The organism is Pseudomonas fluorescens (assembly GCF_900215245.1).
GTDB lineage: Bacteria > Pseudomonadota > Gammaproteobacteria > Pseudomonadales > Pseudomonadaceae > Aquipseudomonas > Aquipseudomonas fluorescens.
Window position 1 is genome coordinate 2,333,851 of the sequence record NZ_LT907842.1, and the last position, 16,336, is coordinate 2,350,186.

A 16,336-nucleotide genomic window follows, 5' to 3' on the forward strand; every position below is an offset into this window, starting at 1 on the left:
ATGCCAAACTATTGACCTTCTGGTCGTCATCCTAAACAATCGCCTCCGTAATGTCACATTGATATTTATGCGGCGAACCGTCCTACATGTGTGAAGCAGTTCCGCTTTTTGAACTTTCCGACGTACGGTCATAACGGTAGCCATTATCCGACGCAGCGAGGCCAATCGCTGTGATTTGAGACAAGAAGTCCTGGGGAATTTTTTAATGCGTCTGCACCTGTTTAAGGCAATACCGTTCGTCCTCGCCGCCAGTTTTGTACAAGCCCAAACATTGCCCCAGGCCATGCAACAGGCGCTGGATGTGCACCCGGAAATTCAAGCCGGTGTGAACAGCCGTATCGCCGCCGATTACCAATTGCGCGCCGCCCAAGGTGGTTACCTGCCGCGCGTTGACCTGAACGCCGGTTACGGCCGTGAAGGCACCGACAACTCCACCACCCGCGCCGCCAATGGCCCAAACGGCAACCACTGGGACACGCTCAATCGCGGCGAGTCCAGCTTGCGCCTGCAACAAATGATTTTTGACGGTTTCGCCACCTCCAGCGAAGTCGGGCGTCAACAAGCCAACGTTAATTCTCGTGCTTACTCGTTGCTGGGTACCTCCGAGCGCACCGGGCTGACCGTCGCCCAGGTGTACCTGGACGTGCTGACCCGTCGCGAATTCGTGCGCCTGGCTGAAGAAAACCTGCGTAACCACGAACGCATCTACGACCAGATCAAATTGCGCACCCAGCGCGGCGTTGGCAACGGCGCCGACCAGGACCAGGCCGAAGCGCGTCTGGCCCAGGCCCGCAACAACCTGATCACCGAGCAGACCAACCTGGCCGACTCGCAGGTCAACTACCTCAGTGCAGTCGGCCAGATGCCCGACCAGCTCGAGCGCCCGGCGCCGTTCATGGCCATGCTGCCGGCAGACCTGAATGAAGCGCGCCGCCAGATGCTCGACAACAGCCCGATCCTGCGTTCGGCCGAGTCGGACATATCCGCCGCCGAAAGCCAGTACGAAGCCGCCAAGTCGAGCTTCTACCCGCGTTTTGATGCCGAGCTCGGCACCAACGCCGACAACAACGTATCCGGCGATGCCAGCCACAGTAACGGCTGGGAAGCCATGGTGCGCATGCGCTTCAACCTGTTCGCCGGTGGCAGCAACAAGGCTGACCTTCAATCCAAGTCGTATCAGGCCAGCCAGGCACTGGATATCCGCAACAACGCCTTGCGCCAACTCAATGAAGAACTGGGCCTTGCCTGGAACGCCTTGAACAACGCGAATGCGCAGTTGCCGGTGGCTCAGCAATACGTGGATCACAGCACCCGTGTGCGCACGTCCTACCAGCAGCAGTTTAGTCTGGGCCAGCGTACCCTGCTGGATTTGCTCGACAGCGAGAACGAATTGTTCACCGCTTCCCGTCGTTTGGAAGAGATCAAGAACATTCAGTTATTTACTCAATATCGAATCAAGGCGACCATGGGCGAATTGCTCAAAAGCCAGGGAGTGGTCGCACCGATGGCCTCCGTCGTGCAGAACGACGTGAAGCCTAAAGTCCAACTGCCTGGGATGAATTGAGCCACCCCAATAGCCCCATCTGTTAGTCGAGAGTGCAGCGCGTGGAATCCGAAGTCAGTCGAGTTCATCTCAGTCATGATCCACGCACGCTGCACGACGACCCGTTACTGGACGGGTTGTTGGCGCTTTGTGCCCTGCATCAAAAACCCGCCAGCGCAGCCATGCTCACCACCGGCCTGCCGCTGCCTTCGCAGCGGTTGAGCGCCGAGCTGCTGCCTCGCGCCGCCGCGCGTGCCGGGCTGCAGGGGCGGTTGCTGCAACGCAAGCTCGAACAGATTCCGACAATTGCATTGCCCGCGCTGCTGTTGCTCAAAGACGGGCGCAGTACCGTGCTGGTGGGCTGGCAAGGCGAAGACGAGGCGCGAATCCTGCTCAGCGAAAGCGACGGCGGTGAAGTGCTGATCAAGCGTGAGCAATTGGCCGAGGACTACATCGGCAAGGTCTTCTTCGCCCAGCCTCAGCACAAATTCGACGTCAACCACGGCACCCTGATTCCCCGGGCGCGCTCGTGGTTCCGTGACACCCTCATGCGCTCGCGCTGGCTCTACACCGATGCCATCGCCGCGAGCTTCCTGATCAACATCATCGCCATGGCCGCGCCGCTGTTCGTGATGAACGTGTACGACCGTGTCGTGCCGAACCAGGCCACTGCCACCCTGTGGGTGCTGGCCGTAGGTATCGGCGGTGCGTACCTGTTCGACCTGATCCTCAAAAGCCTGCGCAGTCTGTGCCTGGACCTGGCCGGTAAAAAGACCGACCTGATCATCTCGGCCACGCTGTTCGAGCGCATCGTCGGCATGTCCATGAAGTACCGCCCGGCGCGGGTCGGCAGCTTTGCGCAGAACATTCATGAGTTTCAGAGCCTGCGTGATTTCCTCGCGTCGCTGACCCTTACCAGCCTGATCGACCTGCCGTTTACGCTGCTGATTTTCCTGGTAATCGCGATTCTCGGCGGGCACCTGGTGTGGATTCCGGTGCTGGCGTTCCCGCTTGCCCTCGGCATTGGCTACGCCCTGCAAAAACCGCTGGTGGCGACCATGGAGCGAACCATGGCCCTGGCCGCCGAGCGCCAGTCGAGCCTGATCGAAACCCTCGCCGGGCTGGACGCGGTCAAGGTCAACAACGCCGAAAGCGAGCGCCAGTACGGTTGGGAGCAGACTATCGGCACCCTGAGCCGGCTTGAGTTGCGCGTGAAGTTGCTGTCGGGCCTGTCGATGAACATGACCCTGCTGATCCAGCAATTGGCCGGCGTGGTCATGATCGTATTCGGCGTGTACCAGATCATCGACGGCAACCTCAGCATGGGCGGCCTGATTGCCTGCTACATGCTCAGCGGCCGCGCCTTGAGCCCGCTGGCCTCACTGTCGGGCCTGCTGACCCGTTACCAGCAAGCCAAGGTCACCATGACCTCGGTGGACCAGATGATGGAGCTGCCCCAGGAGCGCAATTTCGAAGAGCGCCCGATGAGCCGTCGCACCCTGCAAGGCGCCATCGAGTGCCGGGGCCTGAATTTCACCTACCCGAACCAACAGAACGCCGCGCTGAAAAACATCAACCTGGTGATCAAACCGGGCGAGAAAATCGGCATCATCGGCCGCAGCGGCTCGGGTAAAAGCTCCCTCGCCAAACTGATTGTCGGCCTTTATCAGCCAGACTCCGGCGCCTTGCTGGTGGACGGCGTCGATGTGCGCCAGATCGATGTGAGCGAACTTCGCCACAACATCGGCTACGTCGCCCAAGACATCCAATTGCTGGCCGGCACCCTGCGCGACAACCTGGTGTCCGGTGCGCGTTACGTAGAAGACGAAATGGTCCTGCAAGCCGCCGAGCTGGCCGGCGTGCACGAATTTGCGCGCCTGCACCCCCAGGGCTATGAGCTGCAAGTCGGCGAGCGTGGGCAAAACCTGTCCGGCGGCCAACGTCAGAACGTCGCCCTGGCGCGTGCATTGTTGCTCAACCCGCCCATCCTGCTGCTGGACGAACCCACCAGCGCCATGGACAACACCGGTGAAGAACGCTTGAAACAACGCCTGCAAGCCGTGGTGCAAAGCAAGACCGTGGTGCTGGTCACCCACCGTGCCTCGCTGCTTTCTCTGGTGGACCGTCTGTTGGTCGTCGACCGTGGGCAGATCCTCGCGGACGGCCCGAAAGCGGTGGTTATGGAAGCGTTGAAAAAGGGGCAGATCAGTGTTGCTTAAGTCCATCAAAAGCGCGGTTGGCCGCTATTTCAAAGGCTCCGACTCCCTGCGCAACCAGCCCCTGCCCGAGGTTAACAAAGCCCTGATCGAAGATGCACCGCGGGTTATCCGCCTGACCATCTGGGCGATCATCGCGTTCTTCGTATTTCTGGTGGTATGGGCGGGTTTCTCCAGCATTGACGAAGTCACTCGTGGCGACGGCAAGGCGATTCCGTCGTCCAAGCTGCAGAAAATCCAGAACCTGGAAGGCGGCATCGTTTCCGAGTTGTATGTGAAAGAAGGCCAGATTGTAGAGGCTGGCGCGCCGTTGATTCGCCTCGATGACACGCGGTTTGTCTCCAATGCCGGTGAAACCGAAGCCTTGCGCCTGGCCATGCAACTGCGTGTCGAGCGTCTCAGCGCGCAGGTGGATGATCGCCCGCTGAACATCCCTGACGAGGTGCTCAAGGCCGCCCCAAGCCAGGCCGCCAACGAACGCTCCTTGTATGAAAGCCGTCGCCAGCAGTTGAAGGACGAAGTGGGCGGCTTGCAGGAGCAATTGGTGCAGCGCCAGCAGGAACTGCGCGAATTTACCTCTAAGCAGGGCCAGTACCGCAGCCAGTTGTCCCTGCAACGCCAGGAAATCAACATGTCCGAGCCGTTGGTGGCGCAGGGTGCGGTGTCGCCGGTGGAAGTCTTGCGCCTCAAGCGCGCCGAAATGGAAACCCGTGGTCAGCTCGACGCCACCACCCTGGCGATTCCCCGCGCCGAATCGGCGATCAAGGAAGTGCAGCGCAAGATCGACGAAACCCGTGGCAAATTCCGCAGTGAAGCGCTGACCCAGCTCAACGAAGCCCGCACCGAACTGAACAAGGCCGAATCCACTGGCCGCGCCCTCGAAGACCGCGTCAGCCGCACGCTGGTCACCTCGCCAGTGCGCGGTATCGTCAAGCAGTTGCTGGTCAACACCGTGGGCGGCGTGATCCAGCCGGGCAGCGACATGGTCGAAATCGTGCCGCTCAACGACACCCTGCTGGTGGAAGCCAAGATCCGCCCGCAAGACATTGCTTTCCTGCACCCGGGGCAAGAAGCGATCGTTAAATTCACCGCCTATGACTACACCATCTACGGCGGCCTGAAGGCCAAGCTGGAACGCATTGGTGCCGACACCATTACCGATGAAGACAAAAAAACCACTTACTACATGATCACCCTGCGCACCGACCGCAGCCACTTGGGCACCGATGAGAAGCCGTTGCTGATCATCCCCGGCATGGTGGCGTCAGTGGATATCATCACTGGCAAGAAAAGCATCCTGAGCTACCTGCTCAAGCCGATCATCAAGGCGCGGGCCGAGGCGTTGCACGAGCGGTAATCTCTATCGCCTGCCAGGGCCTCATCGCAGGCAAGCCAGCTCCCACATGTTGATTTGTGAACACATTCAAGTGTGGGAGCTGGCTGGCCTGCGATGGCGCCATCAGCTTCACTGCAGATCCCAACCCTAATGCATATCGATATTCGCTAACGGTATTTAAGCGTCCGTTCTTATATCTATAAAGTCACTCCCCTGTCCGACCGGGAGTGCCCTCATGTCCGCCACCTCTACTGTTCCAACAGCGACCTCTACCGCCCAAACGTTCGAGATTCGCCCGTTCCCCGGTAGCGTCGGCGCCGAGATTATTGGCCTGGACTTGTCCCGCCCGGTCAACGACACGGACTTCGCGCGCATTCACCGCGCGCACCTGGATCACCACGTCGTGGTGTTCCGCGACCAACGCATCACCCCCGAACAACAGATCGCCTTCAGCCGCCGCTTCGGTGTGCTGCAGATCCACGTGCTCAAACAGTTCCTGCTGGCCAACCACCCGGAAATCCTGATCGTCTCCAATATCATCGAAAACGGCCAATCCATCGGCCTGGGTGACGCGGGCAAATTCTGGCATTCGGACCTGTCGTACAAAGAGCTGCCGAGCCTGGGCTCGATGTTGCACGCCCAAGAGCTGCCTGCCGAGGGCGGCGACACGTTATTCGCCGACATGCACAAAGCCTGGGAGCAATTGCCCGAGCACCTGCGCAAAGCCGTGGAGTGTCGCAGCGCTGCGCACTCCTACACGGCGCGCTACAGCGAGAGCAAATTCGAAGGCAACTGGCGCCCGACCCTGACGCCCGAGCAACTCGCCCAAGTCGCGGAGGTGGTACACCCGATTGTGCGCACTCACCCGGAAAACGGCCGCAAAGCGCTGTTCGTCAGCGAAGGGTTCACCACCCGCATCGTCGACCTGCCGGAAGACGAAAGCCGCGACCTGTTGGCGCAGCTCTACGCCCACAGCGTGCTGCCGCAAAACATCTACCGCCACCCGTGGCAGCCCCACGACCTGGTGTTCTGGGATAACCGCTCGCTGATTCACCTGGCCGCAGGTTGCCCAAGCCATCTGCGCCGCAAGCTGTTTCGCACCACCATTCAGGGCGACGCGCCTTTCTGAACCTTATTCCCGGCAAGAGAGATGAAATGAACGCGCCCCTGCAAGGCCACGCGGCCAGCAACCGGAACACCACCGTCGAACCCCTGTTGGCGGTGGATAACGTCAGCCTTGAATACCGTACCCCCGAGCGCGTGGTGCGGGCCACGCACCAGGTCAGCTTCGAGATCGACCCGGCCGACCGTTACGTACTGCTCGGCCCCTCAGGCTGCGGCAAGTCCACCTTGCTCAAATCCGTCGCCGGGTTTATCAAGCCCTGCGAAGGCGAGATTCGCCTGTTGGGGCAAAAGGTCGATGAGCCCGGCCCGGATCGCATTGTGGTGTTTCAGGAATTCGACCAACTGCCGCCGTGGAAAACCGTCAAGCAGAACGTGATGTTCCCGCTCCTGGCGTCGAAAACCCTGAAGCGGCGCGAAGCCGAAGAGCGGGCCCTGCATTACCTCGAAAAAGTCGGCCTCAGTGCGTTCGCCGAGGCTTACCCGCATACCCTTTCCGGCGGCATGAAAGCCCGCGTGGCCATTGCCCGTGCGCTGGCCATGCAACCGAAAATCCTGCTCATGGATGAACCCTTCGCCGCCCTCGACGCCTTGACCCGACGCAAGATGCAGGAAGAGTTGCTGCTGCTGTGGGAAGAGGTGCGCTTTACCCTGTTGTTCGTCACCCACTCCATCGAAGAAGCGTTGGTGGTGGGCAATCGCATCCTGTTGCTGTCGCCGCATCCCGGGCGGGTGCGGGCGGAAATTCACAGCCATCAATATGACCTGCACAGCCTGGGGGGTGTGGAGTTCCAGGCGTCGGCGCGGCGGATTCATCGCCTGCTGTTCGATGAAGCGCCCGAGGCCGAACGTGAGTTGGGTTTCGCCGATATCCGCATCGCCTACTGAAGGGGCACCCCATGCGCCAGGAATTTGAAGTCACCCTCGAACCGCTGCTCAGCGTCCCTGTGGAACGCGAGCTTCCCCTGCGTCAACGCCTGTGGCAACAAGGTTGGCTGCGTAAAGGCCTGATCCTGATCGTGTTGGCGATTGTCTGGGAGGCGGTCGCCCGCTATCAGAACAATGACCTGCTGCTGCCAAGTTTCCTGCAGACCTCTCACGCCCTGTTCGACGGCCTGCTCAGTGGTGAGTTGCTCAGCAAAGTGAGTATCTCGCTGGCGGTGCTGATCAAGGGTTACCTGATCGGCATTGTGCTGGCGTTCGCCTTGACCACGCTGGCGGTGTCGACCCAATTGGGGCGCGACCTGCTTAGCACACTGACCTCGATGTTCAACCCGCTGCCGGCGATTGCCTTGCTGCCGCTGGCGCTGCTGTGGTTTGGCCTGGGGCAGAACAGCCTGATTTTCGTGCTGGTGCATTCGGTGCTGTGGGCCTTGGCGCTGAATACCTACTCCGGGTTCCTCGGCGTGTCGGAAACCCTGCGCATGGCCGGTCGCAACTATGGCCTCAAGGGCATGCGTTTTGTGCTGTTCATCCTGATCCCGGCGGCGCTGCCGTCGATCCTGGCGGGCCTGAAAATCGGCTGGGCGTTTGCCTGGCGTACGTTGATCGCCGCCGAGCTGGTGTTCGGCGCCACCAGCGGCAAGGGCGGCTTGGGTTGGTACATCTTCCAGAACCGTAATGAGCTGTACACCGACAAAGTCTTCGCCGGCTTGGCTGTGGTGATTCTGATCGGCCTGCTTGTAGAAAACCTGGTGTTCGACACCTTCGAGCGGCTGACGGTGAAGCGGTGGGGTATGCAGCGCTGAGCCCCTCATCCCTGCTACGATTGCGCCCAGTTCACTCCCTATTAGTCACGAGTGCTTGGCATGCAACTACCGGACATGAACCTGCTGGTCGCCCTCGACGCCTTGCTTGACGAGGGCAGCGTGGTGGGTGCCGCGCGGCGCATGAACCTGAGCCCGGCGGCCATGAGCCGCACCCTCACGCGAATTCGCGAAGCGGTGGGTGATCCGATCCTGGTGCGCGCCGGTCGCGGCCTGGTGCCGACGCCCAAGGCGTTGCAGTTGCAGGGCCAGGTTCGCAACGTGGTGGAGCAGGCCGCGTTGCTGTTTCGCTCGGCGGATCAGGTCGACCTCCGCACTTTGCGCCGCCGGTTCAGCGTGAGGGCCAATGACTTTTTTGTCGGGGTGTATGGCGGTCGGTTGTTCGACACCCTGGAGCGCATGGCGCCGCTGTGCGAGCTGTGTTTCGTACCCGAAGGCGACACCGACGACGATGCGTTGCGTGAAGGGCGCCTGGACCTGCGGGTCAGCAATACGCCGCCGGCCAGCCCTGAGGTGAAGGTGCAGAATTTGTTCTCAACCACCTTCGTCGGCCTGGCGCGGCAAGACCACCCGTTATTCGACGAAGAAATCACCGCCGCACGTTTCGCCAGTTATTCCCACATCAGCATTTCGCGGCGCGGTATCGCCCGTGGTCCGATCGACACGGCGCTGAATGCCCAGGGCCTGGAGCGCCGTGTCGCGATGATCGCGCCCGGCTTTCACGGTGCGATGTTCATGCTGCCTGATTCCGACCTGCTGCTGCCGGTGCCCAAGGAAGCCCTGTTGAGCGCCAACCGCCTGAACCTGCCACTGCGCTCATTCCCGCTGCCGATCTCCCTGCCGACGCTGGTTCTGGCTCAATCCTGGCACCCGCGCTTCGACAAAGACCCGGCCCACAAATGGCTGCGCGAGACCATGCGCGCGAGTTGCCACGCCACGTGGCTGGAAGCCCAACCCACTTAAAAGGTGGGAGCTGGCTTGCCTGCAATCACCTCACCTTGGTCTGCCGGACAGACCGAGTTGCCTGCATCGCAGGCAAGCCCGGTGCCTAGAGCATTTCGTTGTTGTTAACAGTTGCGTCTGACGCACTTATAACCTGCCGATAAGTAACTTTTTTGTCATGTATTAGCCTGATTAAACTGCTCGGGTATTTCTAATGCCGAGTTACCTGTTCATGACGTCCCTCGCTGCCCCCGCCCTCCAGGCTGCAGCCAAACCTGTTGCGCTGAACCCGCCCGTGTTCGGCCCGCGCATCATCATCGGATTGGTCGGTGTGTTGCTGGCGGTGCTGGTTTCCGGGCTCAACGAGATGGTCACCAAGGTCGCCCTCGCGGATATCCGTGGTGCGCTGTACATCGGCTTTGACGAAGGCACCTGGCTGGTTGCGGCCTACACGGCCACCTCGGTTGCGGCCATGGCGTTTGCGCCGTGGTGTTCGGTGACCTTTTCCCTGCGCCGCTTCACGCTGTGGGCCATCGGTTTGTTCACGGTGTTGGGGATCCTGTGTCCGTTTGCCCCGAACTACGAAAGCCTGTTGGTGCTGCGTACTGTGCAAGGCCTGGCTGGCGGCGCGTTGCCGCCGATGCTGATGACCGTGGCGCTGCGTTTCCTGCCGGCCAACGTCAAGTTGTATGGCCTGGCTGGCTATGCGCTCACGGCCACTTTCGGGCCCAGCCTGGGCACGCCGTTGGCGGCGTTGTGGACCGAATACGTCGGCTGGCAATGGGCGTTCTGGCAGATCGTCGGGCCATGCCTGCTGGCGATGGCCGCCGTGGCCTACGGCTTGCCGCAAGACCCGTTGCGCCTGGAGCGATTAAAGCAGTTCAACTGGCGCGGCCTGCTCCTGGGGTTTCCGGCGATCTGCATGTTGGTGATTGGTCTGTTGCAGGGCAATCGCCTGGCTTGGTTCGAGTCTGGCCTGATCACATTCCTGCTAAGCGGCGGCACCCTGTTGCTGGTGCTGTTTTTGATCAACGAATGGTCGCAGCCGATTCCGTTCTTCAAGTTGCAGATGCTTGGCCTGCGCAACCTGGCGTTTGCCCTGGTGGTGCTGGCCGGCGTGCTGATGGTGCTGACCTCGGTGATCATCATCCCATCGAGTTTCCTCGCTCAGGTCCAGGGTTACCGGCCGCTGCAAACCGCGCCGGTGATGTTGCTGATGGCGTTGCCGCAGTTGATCGCGTTGCCGCTGGTGGCGGCGCTGTGCAACCTGCGTTGGGTGGATTGCCGTTGGGTGCTGGGGATCGGCTTGAGCCTGTTGGTGCTGTGCTGCATCGGCAGCGCACACCTGACCTCGGCGTGGATTCGCGATGACTTCTATGGCCTTTACCTGCTGCAAATTTTTGGTCAGCCGATGGCCGTACTGCCGCTGCTGATGCTGTCCACCGGCAGCATCCAGCCGATTGATGGGCCGTTCGCCTCGGCCTGGTTCAACACTGTAAAAGGCCTCGCGGCGGTGATCGCCACGGCCGTGATTGAGGTACTGACCACCCAGCGGCTGCACTTCCACTCGACGATGTTGGTGGACCGACTGGGCAATTCACCGCTGGCCGACGGCGACGCGGCGGGCCTGGCGCACCGCCTGCACCAACAGGCCGTGGTACTGACCTCTGCGGATCTCTATTACGTCATGGCCGGTGTCGCGGTGGCGTTGATCCTGCTGATTTTCTGGATGCCCACGCGGATCTTTCCGCCTCGCGCACCGACCTAGCCTCAAGGACTTCTCATGAAACGCAAAGACAAAATTGCCGTCGCCGTTATTGCTGTGTTTGCCGTCGGCGTGCTGGTTTATCGGGTCGCGCCAGGCGTGCTGGGCAGCCAGCGCCAGACCACCAACGATGCCTTCGTCGCCGCCGACTTCACCCTGGTGGCGCCGCGTGTTGCCGGCTTCATCAAGGAAGTGCTGGTGGAAGATAACCAGCGTGTCAAAGCCGGCCAATTATTGGCATTGATCGACGACCGTGATTTTCGCGCGGCCGCCCAAGCCGCCGACGCGGATACGTTGGTTGCCCAAGCCCAACTGAAAAACGCCACCGCCACCCTGGAGCGCCAAAGCTCGGTGATCGCCCAGGCCCAGGCCACCGTGTCGGCTGACCGCGCCGAAGTGGCCTTCGCCGAGCATGAACTGAACCGCTACAACCACCTCGCCGGCGTGGGGGCCGGCACCGTGCAGAACGCGCAGCAGGCCAAGACCCGCATCGACCAGGCCACCGCGCGCCTGGCCAGTGCCACGGCGGTGTTGGCCGCCGAACGCAAGCAAGTGGAAATCCTCACCGCCCAGCGTGATGCGGCCGCCGGTGGGCTCAAACGGGCCCAGGCTGCGCTGGAAATGGCCAGTTATCAGCTGTCCTACACGCGCATCGTTGCGCCGGTGGATGGCATGGTCGGTGAGCGTGCGGTACGGGTCGGCGCCTATGTGACGCCAGGCAGCAAGATCCTCGCGGTGGTGCCCTTGGCCGAGGCCTATGTGGTGGCTAATTTCCAGGAGACTCAACTGTCGCATATGCACGCTGGCCAGGCGGTGCAGGTGCGTGTCGACAGCCTCGACGGCGAGTTGCTCAACGGCCATCTGGAAAGCCTGGCGCCCGCCACCGGCGTGACGTTTGCCTCGGTCAAACCGGACAATGCCACCGGCAACTTCACCAAGGTGGTGCAGCGTATTCCAGTGAAGATCATCCTCGAGTCGAACCAACCGCTGACCGAGCGCTTGCGCGTCGGCATGTCGGTGGAGGCCAGTGTCGACACCCAGTCGCTCGCGCAACCGCGTGAGGTGGCCCAGCAATGAAGTCATTTGTCTGGCTCAGCTTGAGCCTGATCAGCCTGAGCGCGTGCACCGTCGGCCCGGATTTCCAACGGCCTCAAGGTCCACACGTCACGCAATGGAGCGAGCCTCAAGGTCGTCAGGCCGCCAGCCGCGCCGTCACCGAGCCGTTGCAGGAGCGCTGGTGGGACGTGTTCCACGATGCGCAACTCTCGGCCCTCACACGCCGTGCCGTCACCGATAACCTCGACTTGAAACTGGCCAGCAGCCGCCTGCAACAAAGCCGCGCGGTACGCCAGGTGACCACCGCCGAGCGTTACCCCGACGTTAGCGCCACGGGTGACTACCGGCGCCAACGCAACAGCGCCAAAGGCCTGAACGACCCGTCTGGTGAGGGTGGCCGGTCGGCTTACAACCAGTGGGACACGGGCTTCTCTGCGGCCTGGGAGCTGGACTTCTGGGGCCGCGTCAAGCGTGAAACCGAAGCCGCCGACGCCACCCTGCAAGTCGCCGAGAACGACCGCCGTGCGGTGCTCTTATCGGTACTCGCCGAGACCGCCCAGGACTACATCCAACTGCGCGGTGTGCAGAACACCCGTGCGGTCACCGAGCAAAACCTCGACGTGGCCCGGCACAGCCTCAAGCTCTCGCAACTGCGCTTGGCCGACGGCGTGGCGACAGACCTTGACGTGGCCGAAGCCGCCGCCCAGGTCGCTGCCATCGACGCGCGCCTGCCGGATTTGCAGCAGCGCCAGGACCAACTGATCAACGCCCTGAGCCTGTTGATGGGCGAGCCGCCGCAAGCGCTGCACGCGCAACTGTCCAAAGACGCCGCCGTGCCGCAAACCCAGCGCCAGGTCGCGATCGGCCTGCCGTCGGAGTTGGCCGAACGCCGCCCGGATATCCGTCAGGCCGAGGCACGCTTGCACGCCGCCACCGCCAACATTGGCGTGGCCCAAGGCGATTTCTACCCGCGTATCACCCTGTCCGGCAGCCTCGGTTCCCAAGCGCTGCAATTGTCAGATTTCGGTTCGTGGGGCTCGCGCGCGTTCGCCTTCGGCCCGCAGTTCAGCCTGCCGCTGTTCAACGGCGGGCGCCTGCAAGGCATGTTGAACCTGCGTGAGGCCCAGCAGCAGGAAGCGGCGCTGGCGTACCAGCAAACCGTATTGCGCGCCTGGCATGAAATCGACGACCAATTGACCCGCTACAACGCCAGTCAACTGCGCCGCGACAGCCTCGCCGAAGCGGTGCGCCAGAACCAGATCGCGCTGGCGACCGCGCAACAGCAGTACGTCGAAGGCGTGGTGGATTTCGTCAACGTGCTCACGGTGCAAAGCGCGCTGCTGGCGACGCAGGAACAGTGGGTGGAAAGCTCCACCGGCGTGTCGTTGGCCATGGTCGGGTTGTACAAGGCGTTGGGCGGCGGGTGGCAATCCGTCTACCCTGAAACAGCCTCCCTTCCTGCAGGCTGAAGACCTCTCCCTGTGGGAGCGGGCTTGCCCGCGATGAGGGCGGATCATTCAACACCACGTTGACTGGACTGACGCTATCGCGGGCGTGCCCACGCCCACAGGGAGTACTGCGTGATCACCGGTTTTGCAAAAACACCACATACCCGCGAAACCACTCGCTGCCCTTCAAATACCCCGGCTCGTCCCACACGCCACCCTGAATCAGCCCGACCTTGAACGGCAGCCCCAGCCGGTTCATCCGAGGTAAGTACGCGGCGTAATCCGGAATGCTGTGGCGCCCCTGATAGGTCTGCACCACCACTTCATCTACCACGCCCTTGAGCTGGGCGATGGCGGCCGGATCGGCGTTGCTGCTCCAGTCCATAAGCCCCGTAATGCTTAACTTCAGGTCGGCGGGCAGGCGCTGGCGCAGGTCACGCAGGAAGCGTGTGTACTCGTGCAGGTATTGGGTACGGGCGTCGAAATCAATCTGGATGCCAACCACCGGGTTGCCCGCCTCGCGCCAGCGTTGCACCTGGCCGAGCAGTTGGGTGTAGACCTGCTCCGGCCAGTGCAGGGTGTGGGCGCGGTACACCACCCAGACGTCGCCCTGGGTGATGCGCGGAACGCTGATGCCTTGGGCGATAAACTGCACGCCAAGCTGGGGCGCGCGCCGGGTGGAGTTGATTTGGCCCTGGAGGATGTAGAGGGTTTTTGCCTGTTTGAGTACTGGCTGTGGGGTGACGCCGCTCCACAGCCAGAAGGCGTCATAGTCGCGGGCGTCAACAGCGCCAAAGGCCGGGCTTGCCAGCAATAGCAAGCCTAGCCACAGGTGTTTCACCAGTAATACTTCAGGGACTCGGCCCACTCAGTGTCGGCAAACCCGGTTTTCAGCTGGCGGAACCAGCCTTTGCGCACGGATTTATCCACATCTTCACCGCCGCAATTGTTGTAACCGGCCCGCGCATAGCAGTTGATCGCACGGAACAGCGCATAGGCCTTGTCGTTATGCGCTGCCTTGGGGTTGGCGATGACCTGCCGGTAGCCGTCGAGCCGTGAGAAGGTCTCGCCTTTGAACAGCGAGGCCGTGCTGCCCAGGCTGCCCGCCGCGCGCGCCTGGTCCAGCGGCATGCCATCCAGATGGTTACGCAGGATGAACTCACCCAGGCAATTCAGGCCCTTGGGGTTTTTCGGATCGGCCTGCAGGGCGCTCGCGATTTGCGCAATGCTCGGGCACGCGTAGCCGTCTTCAGGTTTATCGCCGTTCCACTGGAACAGCTGCAACGAGCGACCATCGCCATAGACATAACCCAGGCTGGTACTGAGTTTGTCTTGTGGCACGGATGCCGGCAGTTGCTTGAAGTCTTCGGCGAAGGTGGCGTACTGGCCGCGCATCAGGTCTTTGTACAGCAGCACAAACTGCGCAGTTTCACGCTCGGCCGGGTCGCTTGCCTGGGTAATCTGCTGGCGCAGTAAATCCTGGCCTGCGATGTTGCGCAGCAAGATGTAGCGCACCTGTTTGGCGCTGATCGGCGAGTCGGTGGCAAACACCTTGGCCAGTTGCCCGCTGCGCTCGTAATTCATCGCCAGGGCCAGTTCCAACTGGTCACGCTGCAAGGGCTGCTTGGCCAGGGGCAACAGTTTCAGCCACAGCGCTTCGGCGCCTTTCCAATCATTCTTGGCTTCCAGGGCGAGGCCGCGCAGGGTCTGTTGGCTGAACGCCAGGTAGCCCAGGTTGGCGGGTACGTCCTGAGGCAGCAGTTTCAACGTGCTGTCGGGTTGATGCTCGACGTACAGCGCAAACGCTGCTTGCACGTAGTCGTACAGCGCTGGCTCCTCGGCGAACACCGGCTTCTGCGCGGCCAAAGCGTCGCGGGTCAATTTGGGCGGGTTGCCGGCACGCATCCACATCAAGTCGTTGAGGGCCAGCATCAGCGGGTTGGCCGCAGGCTTGTTGGTCGCGCTCAGCAGCTTATTGTCGGTTTCCTGCACCAGGTCGTCCAACGACACGTTGCGCTGCTCGCTGCTCAGTTGCGCGGCCAGGTCATTTGCCAGCTTGTCGGTATCGCCCGCCAGCCAATGCACCCGGCGCAACAGGCCTTGAGCGGAAGCTGCGTATTCGCCCTGTGGATAAGTTTTCAGGTACAGGTTGAAGCGGGTATCCGCATCGGCCAACACGGCCTTATCCACATGCTCCAATTGCGGCATGCCGTATTCGTCGAACGCGTTTTCCTGGGCCTGGTTCAACTCGGTGCGGGCGATCATGTACAGCGCCGTTTCCTTGACCCAGGGCAGGCTGGCGCTGGCGGCGGCGACAAAGCCGCGCTGTGCGTCGCCGAACCGGCCGCTGTAGAAGTCGCCAGCGGCTTGAAGATACGTGCGCAGCTCGCGGCCTGCGGCGGACTGGATGTGCTCCGGGTCACCCAGGCTTGCGCCCTCCCAGGTACAGGCGCCCAGCAGACTCAGACGGCCAGTGACCAAAAGTCGGCGTTCCGCTTCAGGCAGGTCGGCGCTGACCACCTGGCTGATAAACGCCGTGGCGCTGCTGTCATCGTTGCTGCGGCAGCGACTGCCTTCGCCGGTCAGGAACGCGTCACCCGCCGCTTTGTCGTTTTCACGCTGAATGCCCAGCGGTGCGAGCAGCTCATCGAGTTTGCTGGGCGTAGGCGCCGCCTCGGGTTTTTCGACGGCTGCGTCGGTCATTGGGGTGAGGCGATACACCGGGAACGGCACCGGGCCGAAGCCTTCCTCAAGGTCAGTTTCGCTCAATGCACTTGGCGTCAGCGGCGCGACTTGCTTGTCCGCTAGCAACAGGCGCAGGTTGACCCGGCTGTCATTGCCCGGGCTCAGGAAGGGCAGGTTGCTGCACCCTTCAAGGCTGTCGCGCGACACCCGCCAATCGGGGTAGCACGAGTCATCCCCGCTGGCCTGGGCTTGGAACGAAAGGCCGGCGAGCAATGCCACGGCCAGAGGTGACAGAAAACCGATGCGCATGAGCGTGTCCTTGATCCTGGATCCTTGGAAGGCCGCAATAATAACGCACACCTGCAAATACGTCGGCGGCGCCCTACAATAAATTCAGATTTGTCGGCTGTGGGTAGTGGCAATTTGACCTTGCTGCCCTAGACTGCCGGCATCATCA

The 16,336-nt window shown here is 61.9% G+C and carries 12 protein-coding genes; 10 read left to right on the forward strand and 2 right to left on the reverse strand.

Annotated elements, in window-relative coordinates:
• Window positions 1-205: 205 nt before the first annotated feature.
• The 10 genes from CPH89_RS10870 (at window position 206) to CPH89_RS10915 (ending at window position 13,215) form a co-directional block, all read left to right on the forward strand.
• The gene (locus tag CPH89_RS10870) at window positions 206-1,564 is read left to right on the forward strand and encodes a TolC family outer membrane protein (RefSeq protein ID WP_053253716.1); all 1,359 of its coding nucleotides are present in this window, start codon (window positions 206-208) and stop codon (window positions 1,562-1,564) included.
• A gap of 41 nt (window positions 1,565-1,605) precedes the next feature.
• The gene (locus CPH89_RS10875; protein WP_053253794.1) at window positions 1,606-3,762 is read left to right on the forward strand and encodes a type I secretion system permease/ATPase; all 2,157 of its coding nucleotides are present in this window, start codon (window positions 1,606-1,608) and stop codon (window positions 3,760-3,762) included.
• Window positions 3,752-5,116: an HlyD family type I secretion periplasmic adaptor subunit gene (locus tag CPH89_RS10880; RefSeq protein ID WP_053253717.1), complete on the forward strand. Its 1,365-nt coding sequence runs from the start codon at window positions 3,752-3,754 to the stop codon at window positions 5,114-5,116. The genes CPH89_RS10875 and CPH89_RS10880 overlap by 11 nt, the downstream gene beginning before the upstream one ends.
• Window positions 5,117-5,330: 214 nt before the next feature.
• Complete coding sequence (locus CPH89_RS10885) at window positions 5,331-6,224, forward strand: TauD/TfdA dioxygenase family protein (RefSeq protein ID WP_053253718.1); 894 nt, start codon at window positions 5,331-5,333, stop codon at window positions 6,222-6,224.
• A 26-nt stretch (window positions 6,225-6,250) separates the two neighbouring features.
• Window positions 6,251-7,105, forward strand: coding sequence for an ABC transporter ATP-binding protein (locus CPH89_RS10890; protein WP_053253719.1), 855 nt, complete (start codon window positions 6,251-6,253; stop codon window positions 7,103-7,105).
• A gap of 11 nt (window positions 7,106-7,116) precedes the next feature.
• Entirely contained in the window at window positions 7,117-7,965 is an 849-nt protein-coding gene (locus CPH89_RS10895) for an ABC transporter permease (RefSeq protein ID WP_053253720.1), read from the forward strand.
• A gap of 60 nt (window positions 7,966-8,025) precedes the next feature.
• Entirely contained in the window at window positions 8,026-8,946 is a 921-nt protein-coding gene (locus CPH89_RS10900) for a LysR family transcriptional regulator (protein WP_053253721.1), read from the forward strand.
• Window positions 8,947-9,157: 211 nt separating this feature from the next.
• Complete coding sequence (locus tag CPH89_RS10905) at window positions 9,158-10,693, forward strand: MFS transporter (RefSeq protein ID WP_053253795.1); 1,536 nt, start codon at window positions 9,158-9,160, stop codon at window positions 10,691-10,693.
• A gap of 15 nt (window positions 10,694-10,708) precedes the next feature.
• Window positions 10,709-11,767 carry an HlyD family secretion protein gene (locus tag CPH89_RS10910; protein WP_053253722.1) on the forward strand — a complete coding sequence of 353 codons (1,059 nt, stop codon included), beginning with the start codon at window positions 10,709-10,711 and terminating at the stop codon, window positions 11,765-11,767.
• The gene (locus tag CPH89_RS10915) at window positions 11,764-13,215 is read left to right on the forward strand and encodes an efflux transporter outer membrane subunit (protein ID WP_053253723.1); all 1,452 of its coding nucleotides are present in this window, start codon (window positions 11,764-11,766) and stop codon (window positions 13,213-13,215) included. Before CPH89_RS10910 ends, CPH89_RS10915 begins: the two co-directional genes overlap by 4 nt.
• A gap of 115 nt (window positions 13,216-13,330) precedes the next feature.
• Here the strand turns inward: CPH89_RS10915 and CPH89_RS10920 are convergent, their stop codons facing one another.
• Window positions 13,331-14,035, reverse strand: a complete 705-nt coding sequence (locus CPH89_RS10920) for a DUF3142 domain-containing protein (protein WP_053253724.1) — start codon at window positions 14,033-14,035, stop codon at window positions 13,331-13,333.
• A complete protein-coding gene (locus CPH89_RS10925; RefSeq protein ID WP_053253725.1) occupies window positions 14,032-16,188 on the reverse strand; it encodes a PA5441 family protein in 2,157 nt (718 codons plus the stop codon). Before CPH89_RS10925 ends, CPH89_RS10920 begins: the two co-directional genes overlap by 4 nt.
• Window positions 16,189-16,336 lie beyond the last annotated feature (148 nt).